14 protein-coding genes are annotated in these 13,413 nt (G+C 64.4%); 10 read left to right on the plus strand and 4 right to left on the minus strand.

Annotation, left to right across the window (positions count from 1 at the left end; all coding sequences use genetic code 11):
- Positions 1–149: 149 nt before the first annotated feature.
- The 3 genes from LCM4577_RS04840 (at position 150) to LCM4577_RS04850 (ending at position 3,725) form a co-directional block, all read left to right on the plus strand.
- On the plus strand, positions 150–1,940 hold the full coding sequence (locus LCM4577_RS04840; RefSeq protein WP_071069973.1) for a hypothetical protein: 1,791 nt from the start codon (positions 150–152) through the stop codon (positions 1,938–1,940).
- Positions 1,941–2,143: 203 nt separating this feature from the next.
- A complete protein-coding gene (locus LCM4577_RS04845) occupies positions 2,144–2,947 on the plus strand; it encodes an alpha/beta fold hydrolase (protein WP_071033073.1) in 804 nt (267 codons plus the stop codon).
- Between the two features lie 160 nt (positions 2,948–3,107).
- A complete protein-coding gene (locus tag LCM4577_RS04850) occupies positions 3,108–3,725 on the plus strand; it encodes a hypothetical protein (RefSeq protein ID WP_041004574.1) in 618 nt (205 codons plus the stop codon).
- Here the strand turns inward: LCM4577_RS04850 and LCM4577_RS04855 are convergent.
- Complete coding sequence (locus LCM4577_RS04855) at positions 3,715–4,650, minus strand: metallophosphoesterase (protein WP_071033072.1); 936 nt, start codon at positions 4,648–4,650, stop codon at positions 3,715–3,717. The two genes, LCM4577_RS04850 and LCM4577_RS04855, sit on opposite strands and share 11 nt — an antisense overlap.
- 68 nt (positions 4,651–4,718) lie before the next feature.
- Between LCM4577_RS04855 and LCM4577_RS04860 the strand changes: the two genes are divergently transcribed.
- A complete protein-coding gene (locus tag LCM4577_RS04860; protein ID WP_041004578.1) occupies positions 4,719–5,222 on the plus strand; it encodes an NUDIX domain-containing protein in 504 nt (167 codons plus the stop codon).
- Here the strand turns inward: LCM4577_RS04860 and LCM4577_RS04865 are convergent, their stop codons facing one another.
- Entirely contained in the window at positions 5,223–6,209 is a 987-nt protein-coding gene (locus LCM4577_RS04865; RefSeq protein ID WP_071069975.1) for a glutathione S-transferase family protein, read from the minus strand.
- Positions 6,210–6,502: 293 nt separating this feature from the next.
- Between LCM4577_RS04865 and LCM4577_RS04870 the strand changes: the two genes are divergently transcribed.
- From LCM4577_RS04870 to LCM4577_RS04895, 6 genes are all read left to right on the plus strand, one after another.
- Complete coding sequence (locus LCM4577_RS04870; protein ID WP_083354659.1) at positions 6,503–7,108, plus strand: GNAT family N-acetyltransferase; 606 nt, start codon at positions 6,503–6,505, stop codon at positions 7,106–7,108.
- Between the two features lie 27 nt (positions 7,109–7,135).
- Positions 7,136–7,897, plus strand: a complete 762-nt coding sequence (locus LCM4577_RS04875) for a 3-hydroxyacyl-CoA dehydrogenase (protein WP_071033069.1) — start codon at positions 7,136–7,138, stop codon at positions 7,895–7,897.
- Positions 7,898–7,902: 5 nt separating this feature from the next.
- Positions 7,903–9,078 carry a CaiB/BaiF CoA-transferase family protein gene (locus tag LCM4577_RS04880; RefSeq protein ID WP_071069977.1) on the plus strand — a complete coding sequence of 392 codons (1,176 nt, stop codon included), beginning with the start codon at positions 7,903–7,905 and terminating at the stop codon, positions 9,076–9,078.
- Between the two features lie 47 nt (positions 9,079–9,125).
- Positions 9,126–9,896, plus strand: coding sequence for a HugZ family protein (locus LCM4577_RS04885; RefSeq protein ID WP_071069979.1), 771 nt, complete (start codon positions 9,126–9,128; stop codon positions 9,894–9,896).
- Between the two features lie 158 nt (positions 9,897–10,054).
- Positions 10,055–10,393, plus strand: coding sequence for a helix-turn-helix transcriptional regulator (locus tag LCM4577_RS04890; protein ID WP_040989832.1), 339 nt, complete (start codon positions 10,055–10,057; stop codon positions 10,391–10,393).
- 156 nt (positions 10,394–10,549) lie between these two features.
- Positions 10,550–11,347, plus strand: a complete 798-nt coding sequence (locus tag LCM4577_RS04895; protein WP_071070585.1) for an RNA methyltransferase — start codon at positions 10,550–10,552, stop codon at positions 11,345–11,347.
- Positions 11,348–11,388: 41 nt separating this feature from the next.
- Here LCM4577_RS04895 and LCM4577_RS04900 read toward each other — a convergent pair whose 3' ends face one another.
- On the minus strand, positions 11,389–12,525 hold the full coding sequence (locus LCM4577_RS04900) for a hypothetical protein (RefSeq protein ID WP_071069981.1): 1,137 nt from the start codon (positions 12,523–12,525) through the stop codon (positions 11,389–11,391).
- Positions 12,526–12,659: 134 nt separating this feature from the next.
- Positions 12,660–13,196 (minus strand): DUF1134 domain-containing protein, encoded by a 537-nt coding sequence (locus LCM4577_RS04905; RefSeq protein ID WP_224514585.1) that lies wholly within the window; start codon positions 13,194–13,196, stop codon positions 12,660–12,662.
- Between the last annotated feature and the right edge of the window lie 217 nt (positions 13,197–13,413).

Raw genomic sequence — 13,413 nt, forward strand, 5'->3', positions numbered from 1 at the left:
GCTTCAAAACGACGCGAAGCTGCCATTCGTTAACCGGCGGGGGAATTTCCGGTGGCTTACGCGATCGCATAATACAAGCATCCTTGTGCGCCGGCGCGAGCGCTATATGATCGCGCCCTAACCTGTGCCGACTTCGAGAGGATCGACACTTGGAGCATGCCCCGCCTGCCGCCCCCGCAGTGCGCGAGACATTGGAGCGACTGCTTGCCAGCGAAACGTTCGGACGCTCCGAGCGTGCACGCCGGCTGTTACGCTATCTGGTGGAACGCGAGCAGGCCGGCGAGGCGGACAGGCTGAAAGGCGTTTCCATCGCCATGGACGTCTTCGGCAAGGACGGCGATTTCGACGCCTCCACCGATGCCGTGGTCAGGGTCCAGGCCGGTCGACTGCGCGAACTCCTGGAGCAGTATTTCGCCAATGAAGGTGTCGCCGAGCCGGTGCGTATCGCGATCCCGCGTGGCGGCTATGTCCCTTCCTACGAGCTGAACGAGATTCGGCTGCCTGGTAACGCCAGGCCCGCCTCCGACACCGTTACGCAGCGGCCCGACGTATCGGCCGAAGCCGCTGCGGCTGTGCCCGAGCATCTCGACAGCTCCGGGCCGGGGCAGCCTGCGGCGCTGACGGCGCCGGCGGCACCCGCGCAGTCGCTCACGCGGCAACTGCGCTTCTTCTGGGCAGCCATGGTCCTGGTCATCATCATGCTCGGCGTGCTCATCGTGCGTCAAGGCAATGCTTTCCTCGGCGGCGGCGACACGGCCTCGACCGTCGAAACGGCGGGCGTGACCGGCACCGCTGCCCAGCCGACATTCGATTCCCTGCCACTGATCTACATCGCGGTGAAAGCCGACGGAGCGGAGGCGGCTCGCGTCGCGTCGTCGCTGCGCGCTGGCCTTGCCGGTTTCGACACCATCGATTTCATCGGGCGCGATGCGGATTCGACGCGCAATCGGTCCGCCGATCCGATCAGTTTCGTTTTCGACATTGTTCCCGGGCCTGCTTCCGGCGACGTCGCGGTGGAATTGCAGAGCGTCGCGACCGGGCGGGTTCTCCTGTCGCGCAATCTGACACCGGCCGAAAGTGCCCCTGGCGTGGTTGAAAGCAACATCGCCAGCCTCCTCACCTCGACCGTTCCCGCTTCGGGCGCGATCTACAGCTACATTGACCAGAGCGACATCCGGACCACTCAGATCGGATGCCTGGTGCTCGACGACCGCTATTTCCTCGACATGAGCGCCCAGACGCACGAAGTGGCGTATCGCTGCCTGGAGAAGTTGGTCGGCGAAGGTACCAAATCGTCGCTCGTCTACGCGGAACTGGCCGCGCTTCATGGCGAGGCTGTCACCGCCCACTATCCCTATCCACCGGAAGCGACGCTCGAAAAGGCCATGTCGCTTGCGCATCGCGCCGTCCAGATGGGGCCGATGAACCCGCACGCGCATCGCGCCCTCGGCTACCTCAACTCACGCCTCGGCAACGCGGACGAGGCGATCCGCTTGACGCGCAAGGCCTACGAACTCAATCCCTATGATCTCGGCATGGCCGCCGCCTATGGCTACGGGCTGATCTTCGCCGGCAAATATGACGAGGGAACGCCGATCCTGGGTCACGCGGTCGAAGCCTTCAGCGGCCATCCGACCTGGTGGGATTATGGCCTCTTCATCGGGGCCTTCATGCAGGGCGATATGAAGAAGGCCGCGATCGCCAGCGAATCGCTGCGCACGACGGCATCCAAGTCGCACTATCTGGCCGCGCGGCTGATCGGCGCCAAGATTTCAGGGCGCGACAAGCTGGCGGGCGAGCTTGCCAACGAGCTCACCGCCGAATTCCCGAACTTCGTCGCCGACCCGCGCGCGACATTCGTCGACCGCAAATACCCCGCCGATCTCACCGACCGGCTGGTGCAGTCCTTGCGAGCCGCCGGGATTGGCAACCCGAGCTAATCCAGCGCTGCGTCTGTGTTTGGGCCACAGGATCCCCAAGCACAAAATAAAGCCCTGTGATCCGGCAGGTATTAGGAAATGCTTGCGCCTTGAGCGCCTCACAGGCAACCAGTCGCAAAAATTTTACTGGCCATGGGTCTGGATCGGGAGCAATTCAGCCGCAATTTCTAATTGCGGCCTGTCTTCTTCACCGTTCCATTTTCATGCTTCCATTCCCTTATGCCGTCGAGGGCGGCGCTGGTCCGAAGACGATCATCTTTCTGCACGGCTTCGGAGCCTGCTGTGAGATTTGGCGTGACGTCATGGCATCGCTGGCGGCGGAAGCGAGACTGTTGGCCTACGATCTGCCCGGCCATGGGCAGTCCCTGGAATGCGAAGGCATGGGGGGCGCCAAGCCGGCGGCGCGGGCCATCCTGGCCGATCTTGCCGCTCGCCGGTTGGGCAAGGTTCATCTCGTCGGTCACTCCATGGGCGGCGCGATCGCGACATTAATGGCGCTTGCCGACCCCAGTCGGGTGGCCTCGCTCACTCTGTTGGCGCCCGGCGGTTTCGGCCCGGAAATCAACGCAGGCTTGCTGCGCCGCTATGCCGCCGCGACCGGCGGGAAAGATATCCGGGCCTGCCTTGCAGCCATGTCGGGCCCGCGCAGCGTGCCGCCTGACCATGTGGTCGACGCAATCTGCCGGATGCGCAAACGGCCGGGCCAGTTGCAGACCCTGATCGATATGGCGGCGGCGATGACCAAAGATGACCGGCAAGGCATCATTCCCGGGGCGCAATTGGATACGCTCCACATGCCGGTAATGGTTGTCTGGGGAGCGGAGGATCCGCTCCTGCCTGTCGTGCAGGCCGAGGCTCTGCCGCCGCATTTCCACCTGCATCATGTTCTTGACGCCGGCCATATGCTGGTCGAGGAGGCCCCGGCCCTGGTTGCCGAGATCGTGCGTCGCAATACGCGGCGGCGTGCCAGCCGGTTGCGTCCACCGCTGGGCGCAGCCGCGAGTTGATTGCTGAGTGCCCTGCGGGGATCGGGTTCCCAGGACCGATCTCGAAAAGCAACCGTAACGCGCTTCATGCGGACCGGGCGGCCGCGCGGCTCGTCATCGGCAGTGCATTTTCCCGGCGACTGTGTTAACTCGCTGTTAACCTACAACGAGGCAGCCGCCCATGAAGGATGCAGGCGACAAAATCACCCCGATAGAGCCGTCGCGAAAGCTCTCGGACGCCATACGCGAGGTCAAGAACGCGTTCGCAGACCGCGATGACGTGGTCGTCGACATGCGCGAGGCGCACCGCATGCGGCTCGATCTGTTGGCGACCGAGCTTGCACCCGTCTTTGCCGATGTCCCGGCCGACATGGACAGCTTCGACTTCGCCGTCTCGTCGGGCCTGCAGCCGCGGCTATGGATAGACGCGGTGAGCCACGTCGCCATGGGGCGCGACCGCCGCACCTACCGCTTCCTCAAGGATACGCGCGTCGGCCGTGTGGTGCTGGCCGAGACGACCGAGATGAAAGCCGTCGCCGATGCAGTGACGCGCTACGTGGCCGAACGGGTCGTCGAGCGGCAGCACATGATGGAGGGCGGCCTGGAGAGCGCCGTTCCCGGCCTGCATCGTCCCGTGGTGCGGGAAGCGGAGCCGCCCATGCTATCTGAAAATCGCCTCAATGGCTGGACGACCTTCTTCGCCGGCCTCGGCCTGATCACCGCCGGCGCCCTTGTCGGCCTGGCGGTTTCGCTGGCGATGTTCTGGGATCGCATCGTGCACATGAAGATCAGCTTCTGACGAGTTCGCGGTCCTTCACGGCCGGCATGTCGAGATCCGTCGTTTGCAGGTCCGAAGGCGGCAGCGCCGGTCCGGTCAGGCCGCGTCGCGTCAAGCGCACGCGCCAGGCACCCTTTTCGCCATCGATCTCGAACAGATTGTACTGAGCGGCCGGATGCTTGCCGCCCGGCGCCTGCCCTGCGGCGGCAACCCCGACTACGGGCACCTTCGCGCCACGTGCGCCGATGCTGAACAAGGACGGCAGATGCGAATGACCGTGCAGGACGAGCTCCGCGCCATGCCGGCGAATGACCTTGTGAAAACGGGCGATGCCGAACAGCCGCTTATGCTGCTGGACGGCGCCGCGCACTGGCGGATGGTGGATCATGATGGCGCGAAACAGCCCTTGCTTCGCCGCCTCGTCGAGAACCTTGCCGAGCCGCTCGGCCTGCCCTTCCATGAAGAAACCGTTGGCCATGAAGGGTGCTGTGGCGCGCGCCGTGGTGACGCCGATCAGCGCGACATTGCCGCGCACGCGCAGATACGGAAAGGAATTGCGGTCGACCGGGCTGTTGACGCCGTCGCCCGTCATCCAGGGAGCCCACGCCCGGCAGACCTTGTCGAAGGCGCCCGGCACATAGGCGTCGTGATTGCCTGGCACCACGGAAACGTCGTGTGGCGATCCAAGCGTCTCCAGCCAGTGCTTCGCCATCTCGATCTCGCCGTCGAGCGCCAGGTTGACGAGGTCTCCGGTGACGGCGAGATGGTCCGGCGCATTCGCCTTGATGTCGGCGACGATGGTGTCGATGACGGCGTCATGCATATGGCGGCGGCGGTTGCGCTGCCAGTTGACATAGCCGAGCACGCGCTTGGACGCGAGATCGCGATAGGTTACATCGGGCAACGGTCCCAGATGAGCGTCGGAAATATGCGCGAGCCTGAACATGGTCTCTTCTTAAGCGACGCCGGCGAGGCTTTCCACTCACCCTTTGCTGTTCGCCCAGGGATCGTTCGATGACCGGCGCAAGCGATCCGGAAGAGGTGTTCCGCCAGACAGGCTGGCCGGGCCTGCGGGCGAGGCTCTTTCATTTTTATTTCGTGCTGCGCCGCCCGATGACGCTTGGCGTGCGCGGCCTGGTTTATGACCGCGCTTCCAATGCCGTTTTCCTGATCCGCCACACCTATGTTCCGGGCTGGCAGCTACCTGGCGGCGGCGTCGAGATCGGCGAGACGCTCGAGGAAGCGCTGGCGCGCGAGCTGGCCGAGGAAGGCAACATCGTCCTGACGGCCCCGCCTGTGCTGAAGTCGATGCATTTCAACCGCCGCTCCAGCAAGCGCGACCATGTCGGCCTTTATCTGATCGAAGCCTTCAGCCAGACCGCGCCGAAACGGCCGGACCATGAGATCGCCGAAGCAGGTTTCTTTCCGATCGACCGTTTGCCGGAGGGCACGACGCCGGCGACGCTGCGGCGGATCGGAGAGATTTTTGGCAGCGAGCGTATCTCAGCCTACTGGTGATCACGCCGCCTTCCTGAACCTGTTGCGATCATGCGCCGCCGCATAGTCGAGCTCGGGCCCCACCGGAATGATCCCCGTCGGGTTGATCGACTTGTGGCTGCCGTAATAATGCGCCTTGACGTGATGCAGGTTGACCGTGCCCGAGACGCCGGGCACCTGGTAGAGATCGCGCAGATAGTTCGACAGGTTCGGGTAGTCGGCGATGCGGCGCAGATTGCATTTGAAGTGACCGACATAGACCGGATCGAAACGCACCAGCGTCGTGAACAGCCGCCAGTCCGCTTCGGTGATGTGTTCGCCAGCCAGATAGCGCTGCTTCGAAAGCCGCTCCTCGATCGTATCGAGCGCCGCGAACAATTCGCCGAACGCTTCCGCATAGGCTGTCTGCGTGGTGGCGAAGCCGGCGCGATAGACGCCGTTGTTGATCGCCGGATAGACCAGCGCATTGAGCCTGTCGATCTCCGCGCGCTGCGCCGCCGGGTAGAAGTCGAGGCCCGCATCGCCCCATTCGTCGAAGGCCGAATTGAGCATGCGGATGATCTCGGAGGACTCGTTGTTGACGATCGTCTTTTCCTGCTTGTCCCACAGAACCGGCACCGTCACGCGGCCTGAATAGGCGGGATCGGCCTTGGCGTAGATCTGGTGCAGGAAATCGAGGCCGTAGAGCGTGTCGCCCGTGGCGCCGTCCTCGGTTTTGAAGGTCCAGCCGTTTTCGCCCATGAAATGGTGCACCACGGAGACGGAGATGATGCCCTCCAGCTTCTTCAGGGCGCGGAAGATCAGCGTACGGTGTGCCCAGGGGCAGGCGAGCGACACATAGAGATGATAGCGGCCGGGTTCGGCCTTGAAGCCGCGCGTGCGGCCTTCCGCCGGCGCGCCGTCGCGCGTGATCCAGTCGCGCCATTGCGACTCCGTCCGCACGAACCGCCCACCGCTGTCGGTGTCGAACGGGCGGTCCTGCCATTTGCCTTCGATCAGCAATCCCATGCGAAAAATCTCCCTGTGGCTTTAGAGATATCTAGACCGATAAGCGGACTGGCGAAGCCTTCGGGCACTGAACAGTTCGTCAAACGACGAACCAGTTCATCGGCTGGAACAAAGAAAGACAAAAGGCATCGATTGCAGCGGCACAAAATTGGTGCTAGCGGAGGCGCCCATGTTCGACTTTGCCTCGATCCGGTTCGACCGACGACGAAAGGGCGCCCGCGCTTAAGAAGCGCTGACTGGCGAACGCTGCCGCTTTGCAGCAGACCTTCCTCGTATACCGGAACGCAAAGACCATGAGCCTTGCCGACGTGAAATACCTGCCGGAAACCCCGGCGCATGATGCCGAAATCGAAGCCCTCAACGACGAGGCCTTCGGCCCCGGTCGTTTCGTGCTTGCCGCCTATAAGATCCGCGAGGCCGGCGGGCACGACCGCTCGATGTCCTTTGTTGCCGTCAAGAACGATACGGTGATCGCGTCGGTGCGCATGACGCGCGTGGCCGCGGGCGCCGGTCGCGCCATGATGCTCGGCCCGCTTGCGGTGCGCCCCGCCTTCAAGAATCTCGGCATCGGCCGCAAGCTGGTCGCGATTGCGCTGGAGGCTGCCAGGAAGGCCGGTGCGCCTGCCGTCATCCTGGTCGGCGACGAGCCCTACTACGGACCGCTCGGCTTCAAGCGTTTCCCGCGCGGGCAGATAACAATGCCGCGCCCGGTCGATCTCGACCGGCTGCTGCATCACGAGATCAAGCCGGGCGCCGTCGCCCGCTTTGCCGGCGATGTCTGTCACGCCAACACGGCAAGGGTTGCGGAATTTGCCCCGGCTTTGGCGCGTTCGGCCGCCAGTGCGCAGCCGTCGATCGACCCGCCTATTGCGGTTGCGCCGCCTTTGCGCGCTTCGTAGCATAATCCGGAATCCTGGGAGGCTTGCATGAACCCGAACGGCCAGATCGCGATCGTCACCGGCGGGGGATCCGGCCTTGGCGAGGCGACGGCGCGCGCGCTTGCCGCCAAGGGCGCCCGCGTCGCCATCCTCGATGTCGGCATCGAGCGCGCCGCGAAGGTCGCGGCCGACATCGGCGGCGTTGCCGTCCAATGCGATGTCTCTAGCGGCGACAGCGCGACGGCCGCAATCGCTGAAGCGGCCGAAAGGCTTGGGCCGCCGCGCATCCTGATCAATTGCGCCGGCATCGCCATCGGCGTGAAGACGATCGGCAAGGACGGACCGCATCCGCTCGACCAGTACCGCAAGGTGATCGAGATCAACCTGATCGGCACCTTCAACATGATCCGCCTCGTCGCCGACCGGGCGGCGAAACTCGATCCGCTCGCCGGCGGCGAGCGCGGCGTCATCGTCAACACCGCCTCCGTCGCCGCCTATGATGGCCAGATCGGCCAGGCCGCCTACGCGGCCTCCAAGGGCGGCGTCGTCGGCATGACGCTGCCTGTGGCGCGCGACCTGGCGCGCTCCGGCATCCGCGTCTGCACCATCGCGCCCGGCATCTTCAAGACGCCGATGATGGCCGGCATGCCGCAGGAGGTGCAGGATTCGCTCGGCGCCTCCGTCCCCTTCCCGCCCCGGCTCGGCGAGCCGTCGGAATATGCCGCACTTGCTCTCCACATCGTCGAGAACCAGATGCTGAACGGCGAGACCATCCGCCTCGACGGCGCCATCCGCATGGCGCCGAAATAAACGGGATGACTGGCTCGCCGACAGGCGCCGGTGCCTCTACCGAAAAGACCGGCCCGCTCGCCGGCCTGAAAGTGATCGAGATGGCCGGGCTGGGCCCGGTGCCGCTTGCCGCGCTGATGCTGTCCGAGATGGGCGCCGGGGTCCTGCGCATCGAACGCGCCGACTCTGGCCAGCCGCTGCTGAGCCTGCCGGAAGAATACGATCTCGACCGCCACGGCCGTTCCATCCTCAAGCTCGACCTGAAGGACCCGCCGGGCGCGGAACTGCTGCTGCGCCTTGCGGCAAAGGCCGACATCCTCGTCGAAGGTTTCCGCCCCGGCGTCATGGAACGGCTCGGCCTCGGTCCCGATGTCGTTCTCCAGCGCAATCCGGCGCTGATCTATGGTCGCCTGACCGGTTTCGGCCAGGACGGACCGCTGTCCGCGCGAGCCGGGCACGACATCACCTATCTCGCCTATGCGGGCCTCTTGCATGCTCTCGGCAGGCAGGACGCGCCGCCGGTGCCGCCGCTCAACCTCGTCGCCGATCAAGGCGGCGGCGCCATGATGCTGATCGCAGGCGTGCTCGCCGCTCTTTTCCAGCGTTCCCTGACCGGCAAGGGCCAGGTGATCGATGCCTCGATGATCGAGGGAGCCTCGATGCTCGCAGCACCCATCCACGCCTATATGGCCGCGGGCCTCTGGAGCGACAGGCGCGGCGAGAACCTGCTCGATTCCGGTGCGCCGTTCTACGATACCTATGAGACCGCCGACGCAAGGCATATTGCCGTCGGCTGCCTCGAACCGCGCTTCTTCGCCGAATTCGCCAGGCTGCTGCCGCTCGACAGTCGTTTTGTCGGCAGCCAGTACGACAAGTCGTCATGGCCCGCGATGCGAGCCGCCATTGCCGGTCGTGTCAGGGAAAGAACACGCGACGAATGGGCCGCGCTGTTCGCCGCGACCGACGCGTGCGTCGCGCCCGTGCTGTCCCTGGTCGAAGCCAGGGATCACCCGCACAATCGCGCCAGGCAGAGCTTCGTGAAATCCGGCGGGCTCGATCGCCCGGCGCCGGCGCCGCGTTTCTCGCAAAATCCGCAGACGCTTGCCGCGGCGCCGGCCGCCGGCGATCGCCAGCCCGTGGTCATATTGACCCGTTTCGGTTTGAGCGAGGAGGAAATCGGAGCCTTGCAAAGGCGGGTGTAGTCGGCCGATAATCGGAGAATAAAAATCAACTTATCTCGGGTGAGCTTGTGACCGAACCGAAAAAAGATGTCATCCGCGAAACCGACGCCGAAGCGGTCAGGCTGGCGAAAACCCTAATCCGATCGGCGCGTTTCGGCGCGCTCGCGGCGATCGAGCCTGGCACCGGCGCGCCGCTGGCAAGCCGGGTTGGCGTCGCCACCGACATCGACGGCGCACCGCTGATCCTGATCTCGATGCTGTCCGCGCACACCGGTGCGTTGCTCGCGGATCCGCGCTGTTCGCTGCTGCTTGGCGAGCCAGGCAAAGGTGATCCGCTGGCGCATCCGCGCATCAGCCTGGCGTGCCGCGCCCTACGGCTGGAGCGGGGAACGGCCGATCAGATCCGCGCCGAACGGCGCTACCTCAACCGCAATCCGAAGGCGAAGCTTTATGCCGGCCTCGGCGACTTCTCGTTCTTCCGGCTCGAGCCCGAACGCGCCAGCCTGAATGGCGGCTTCGGCAAGGCCTTTCTTCTCGACCGCGACGATTTCATCACCAGCGCCGCCCTTGTCGAGGAGTTCGCCGGCGGCGAGCAGGCGGCGCTCGATCATATGAATGCCGATCATCGCGACGCGCTTGCCCTTTATGCCCGCCATTTCGGCCGTGCCGAGGGCGGCGACTGGATCGCCACCGGCTTCGATCCCGATGGCATGGATCTCGCCGCCCCGGACGCGACCTGCAGGATTTTCTTCCCTAAGCCTCTGCAAAGTGCGCGCGAATTGCGTCCGACGCTTGTCGAGATGGCAAAGGCGGGGCGCGCGGCAGAGCAAGACCGATAGTTGATCGCGAGCCGGCGAAAGCAACGCTTGAGATTTAAACAAAATGATCTACCTTCGTTGTGACGCTGATTCAGCAGCGCCCATCGACATCTGAACATTGTGGAATCAGGCGCCATTGCCCCCTGGCGCCAGGATGAGCCAGGACCCTTGGGGGATCTATGATCTCAAATAAGCTAATCGCCAACGCGGAATCGGCGGCCGCCTTTCTCACTCTCATGGGCAACGAAAAGCGATTGCTGATCGTGGCCTATCTGATGGATGGCGAAATGTCGGTCGGCGCCATCGCCGAGAAGGTGCAGCTCAGCCAGTCCGCGCTGTCGCAGCATCTCGCCAAGCTGAGGGCGCTCGATCTCGTCGAGACCCGGCGCGACCGCCAGATGATCTATTATTCCTGCAAATCCGAAGCGGTACGCGAATTGCTGCGCATGCTGGAAGGCATTTTCGGCGAAGGCGATCTTTCCCAGATGGCCTACCGGTTGCGCCGCGCCGGGGCTTGACCCGCGGTTCCAGTCGCTCATACCTCGCCGACTAAAGCGCGTCGCGCTGAACCGGATTCAGTCAACGCGCTTTAAGTCTTTGTTTTGATGCATGTCGTCGTCCCAGAATCGCTGCACACTTCTGGGCGACATGCATTGGTCTTCGGCGAGCCACGCATGAACCTCATCCCCATCGACGACCCCCGGGACCCGCGCGTCGCCGCCTATCTCGACATCCGCGAGCGCGATCTCATCGGCCGGCAAGGCCGCTTCGTCGCCGAAGGCAAGGTGGTGCTTGACCTCCTGTTGTCGGCCGGGCGCTTCGCCGCCGAGTCTGCCCTCATCCTCGAAAACAGGCTGGCTGGCGTGCGCGAGATCCTGGACAAGGCGCTGCCGGATTTCCCCGTCTATGTTGCCGCCGGTGAGGTCATGGACCGGATCGCCGGCTTCCACATGCATCGCGGCATCCTGGCGATCGGCATGCGTAGCGACCCGGTGCCCGCCGAGATTCTGGTGGAGACCTTGCCCCCGCGCGCATTGGCCGTCGTCCTGGTCGGCATATCCAATCACGACAATATGGGAGCGATCTTCCGCAACGCGGCGGCCTTCGGCGCGGGCGCGGTACTGCTCGACCGGACCTGCTGCGATCCGCTCTACCGCAAGGCAATCCGTGTTTCGGTGGGCGCGGCGCTGAAGGTTCCCTTCGCGTCGTTCGGCGATACCGGAGCCTTCACCGCGACGCTCGATCGGCTTGGCTTCAGCCAGTTCGCTCTGTCGCCGGGCGGAGCAACCGACATCCGCGCCGCGGAGCGGCCAGCGAGGCTGGCGCTCTATCTCGGCACCGAAGGCGAAGGCCTGCCGCGGGACCTGCTTACCCGGCTGCGCACTGTGAGGATCGGCATGGCGGAAGGTTTTGACAGCCTGAACGTCGCCGCGGCGTCCGCAATAGCGCTGCATCACTTTTCCGACCGGTAGCCACGGAACGACCCGGGGCACCTCGCGGTCGTCTTTCTCAGTTAGGAGCCGGCCTTCTGCAAAGCCCTCACGCGGTCGGCAAGGCTGACGCCGCGCCCATTCTGCTGCCCCTCGCCTGCCAGCGCCTTGGCGATAGGCGAATCCGGCCCGTCGAGCTTCATCGTCAGATTGACGACCTCGGCCGCCAGTTCGTTCATTTGTTCGCGAAGGCCGGCGCCGGAGCGTGCGTCGCCCGCCGATTCCGGCAACGGCGTCCCCGCGGCGGCAAGATCGGTTTTCAGCCGCTTGTTCTCGCGCGCCAGCGCCGTCAGCCTTGCCTCCAGCCGTTCCCGGTCGCCCTCGAGCCTGGCGATTGCCTTATCGACATCGTCACTTTTCGCGGCCGAGCCGGCAGCCAGCCGCGCGACGCCGTTCGCCGCAGCGGTCTCCTTCGAACGTTCGCGCATTCGAGCAAGGTCCTTCTCATGCCGGTCGAGCTTTTCCTCGCGATCGGCAAGCGTGGCGAGCAGCCGTTCCACCTTCTTCTCGAGCTCGGCCGTTTTCTTCTTCTCAACCTYCAACGCTTCGCGAGCGGCCTTGCTTTCGGAAGCGACCTCCTGGTTGCGCCGGTCCGCCTCCTTGCGCTGGGCTTTGAGCAACGCGATATCGCTGGCGAGCTTTTCCAGCTCCGATTCTCGCGCGACCAGCTCGATCTGGCGATTCGAGGACGAAAAGCTGGCGTCATCATACATCTGCTCGAGCTTTTGCAGCTCCAGCGCGCGCTTCTCCAAAGCCCGCTCCGTCTGTGCATGCTTTTCCGACAGGCGGTGCAGATCCTCCTCGCGCTGCCTGAGCTCCGCATTCTTGGCCTGCAGATCGGAAAGCGCCTGGTTCTTGTCCTTCGTTTCGACCGCGAGCCCCTTCAAGGCCTCGCGCCCGCGACCGATCTCGACCAGCTGTTCGGCCACCTTCTCCTGCAGATTCTTGACGGTTATCTCCAGCCGGCGCGTCGTCATGGCGTATTCCGCACGGACCCGGTCCTTGTCCGCCTGGATCTCGGCGGGCGTCAGCGGCAACGAAGCCTCGAGGCGCCTGCGCGTCAGGACAACGGCCCGCCGCCAGACCGCCGGCGCGATCAGCGACACCAGAAAAACGGCGCAAAGGAAACCAAGTACGAAGAACAGAACCGACTGGACCAAGGCGTGCTATCCACTTTACGGGGCGGCAATCGCGGGATTGTACCATCTTGGCATGGCGGAAATTCAACGCCGCGGCAAGAGCTTGCCGCGGCGCGATCAGCACAGTCCGAGCGATTGTAGCGAGCGCAATCCGATCAGAACGGGTTCCAGGTCGGCCTTTCGGTGAGCTTCAGATAGCCGAGATTGACCCCGAGGCGGGCACCGACGCCGGTGCGGATCGGCACGAGCAGCACCCGGTTGCTCTGCAATACGTTGAAGCCGACGCCCGCAATGACATAGGCGGAGCCGGCGACGCCGCCGAAGCGGTTATAAAGGCTGCTGATGTCGTCGAGGTTATAGACCAGCATCATCACCCGCGATCCCTCGCCGCCGAAATCCCAGCCGAGCGACGGACCTTGCCAGAACACCTTATGGTCGCCGGCGTTCTTGGTGTAGAGCGTCCCCTCACCATAGGTCAGGCCGCCGATCAACGCGCCGGACCCTTCCTCGCCCAGCAGGTAGCCGTTGGGCAGGCCGTAGGAGGCAAATATCTTCTCGACGACGGTGGCCAGGCCGCCGGACGTCTCGCCGAAGAATTTATGACCGGAATCGACGATTTCCTGAGCGGTGTACTGTTGAGCCCGCGATGCCGAGGTCGAAAGGACCAGGGCCGCCAGGAGTGTGATGGTCATGGTGAGGACTCGGACGAACGTCCGGTCGTAGTATCGGGAAAACATGCTTCCAAATCTCCGTCAGGGAGCACTTTCGCCGACGCCTCGCACCCCTGCGGCTCTTGCCGGCCGTTCAGGGTGGCTATCACTGGCAAACTATGCCGTAATCCTTTTTCAACCATTAAGCTCCCACACGAAGATGGCGGTTAGAAGGCCGCGCTTGCGCCTCCACGGCGGG

Origin of the sequence: Mesorhizobium sp. LCM 4577 (assembly GCF_001854795.2) — a bacterium.
Classification (GTDB): domain Bacteria; phylum Pseudomonadota; class Alphaproteobacteria; order Rhizobiales; family Rhizobiaceae; genus Mesorhizobium; species Mesorhizobium plurifarium.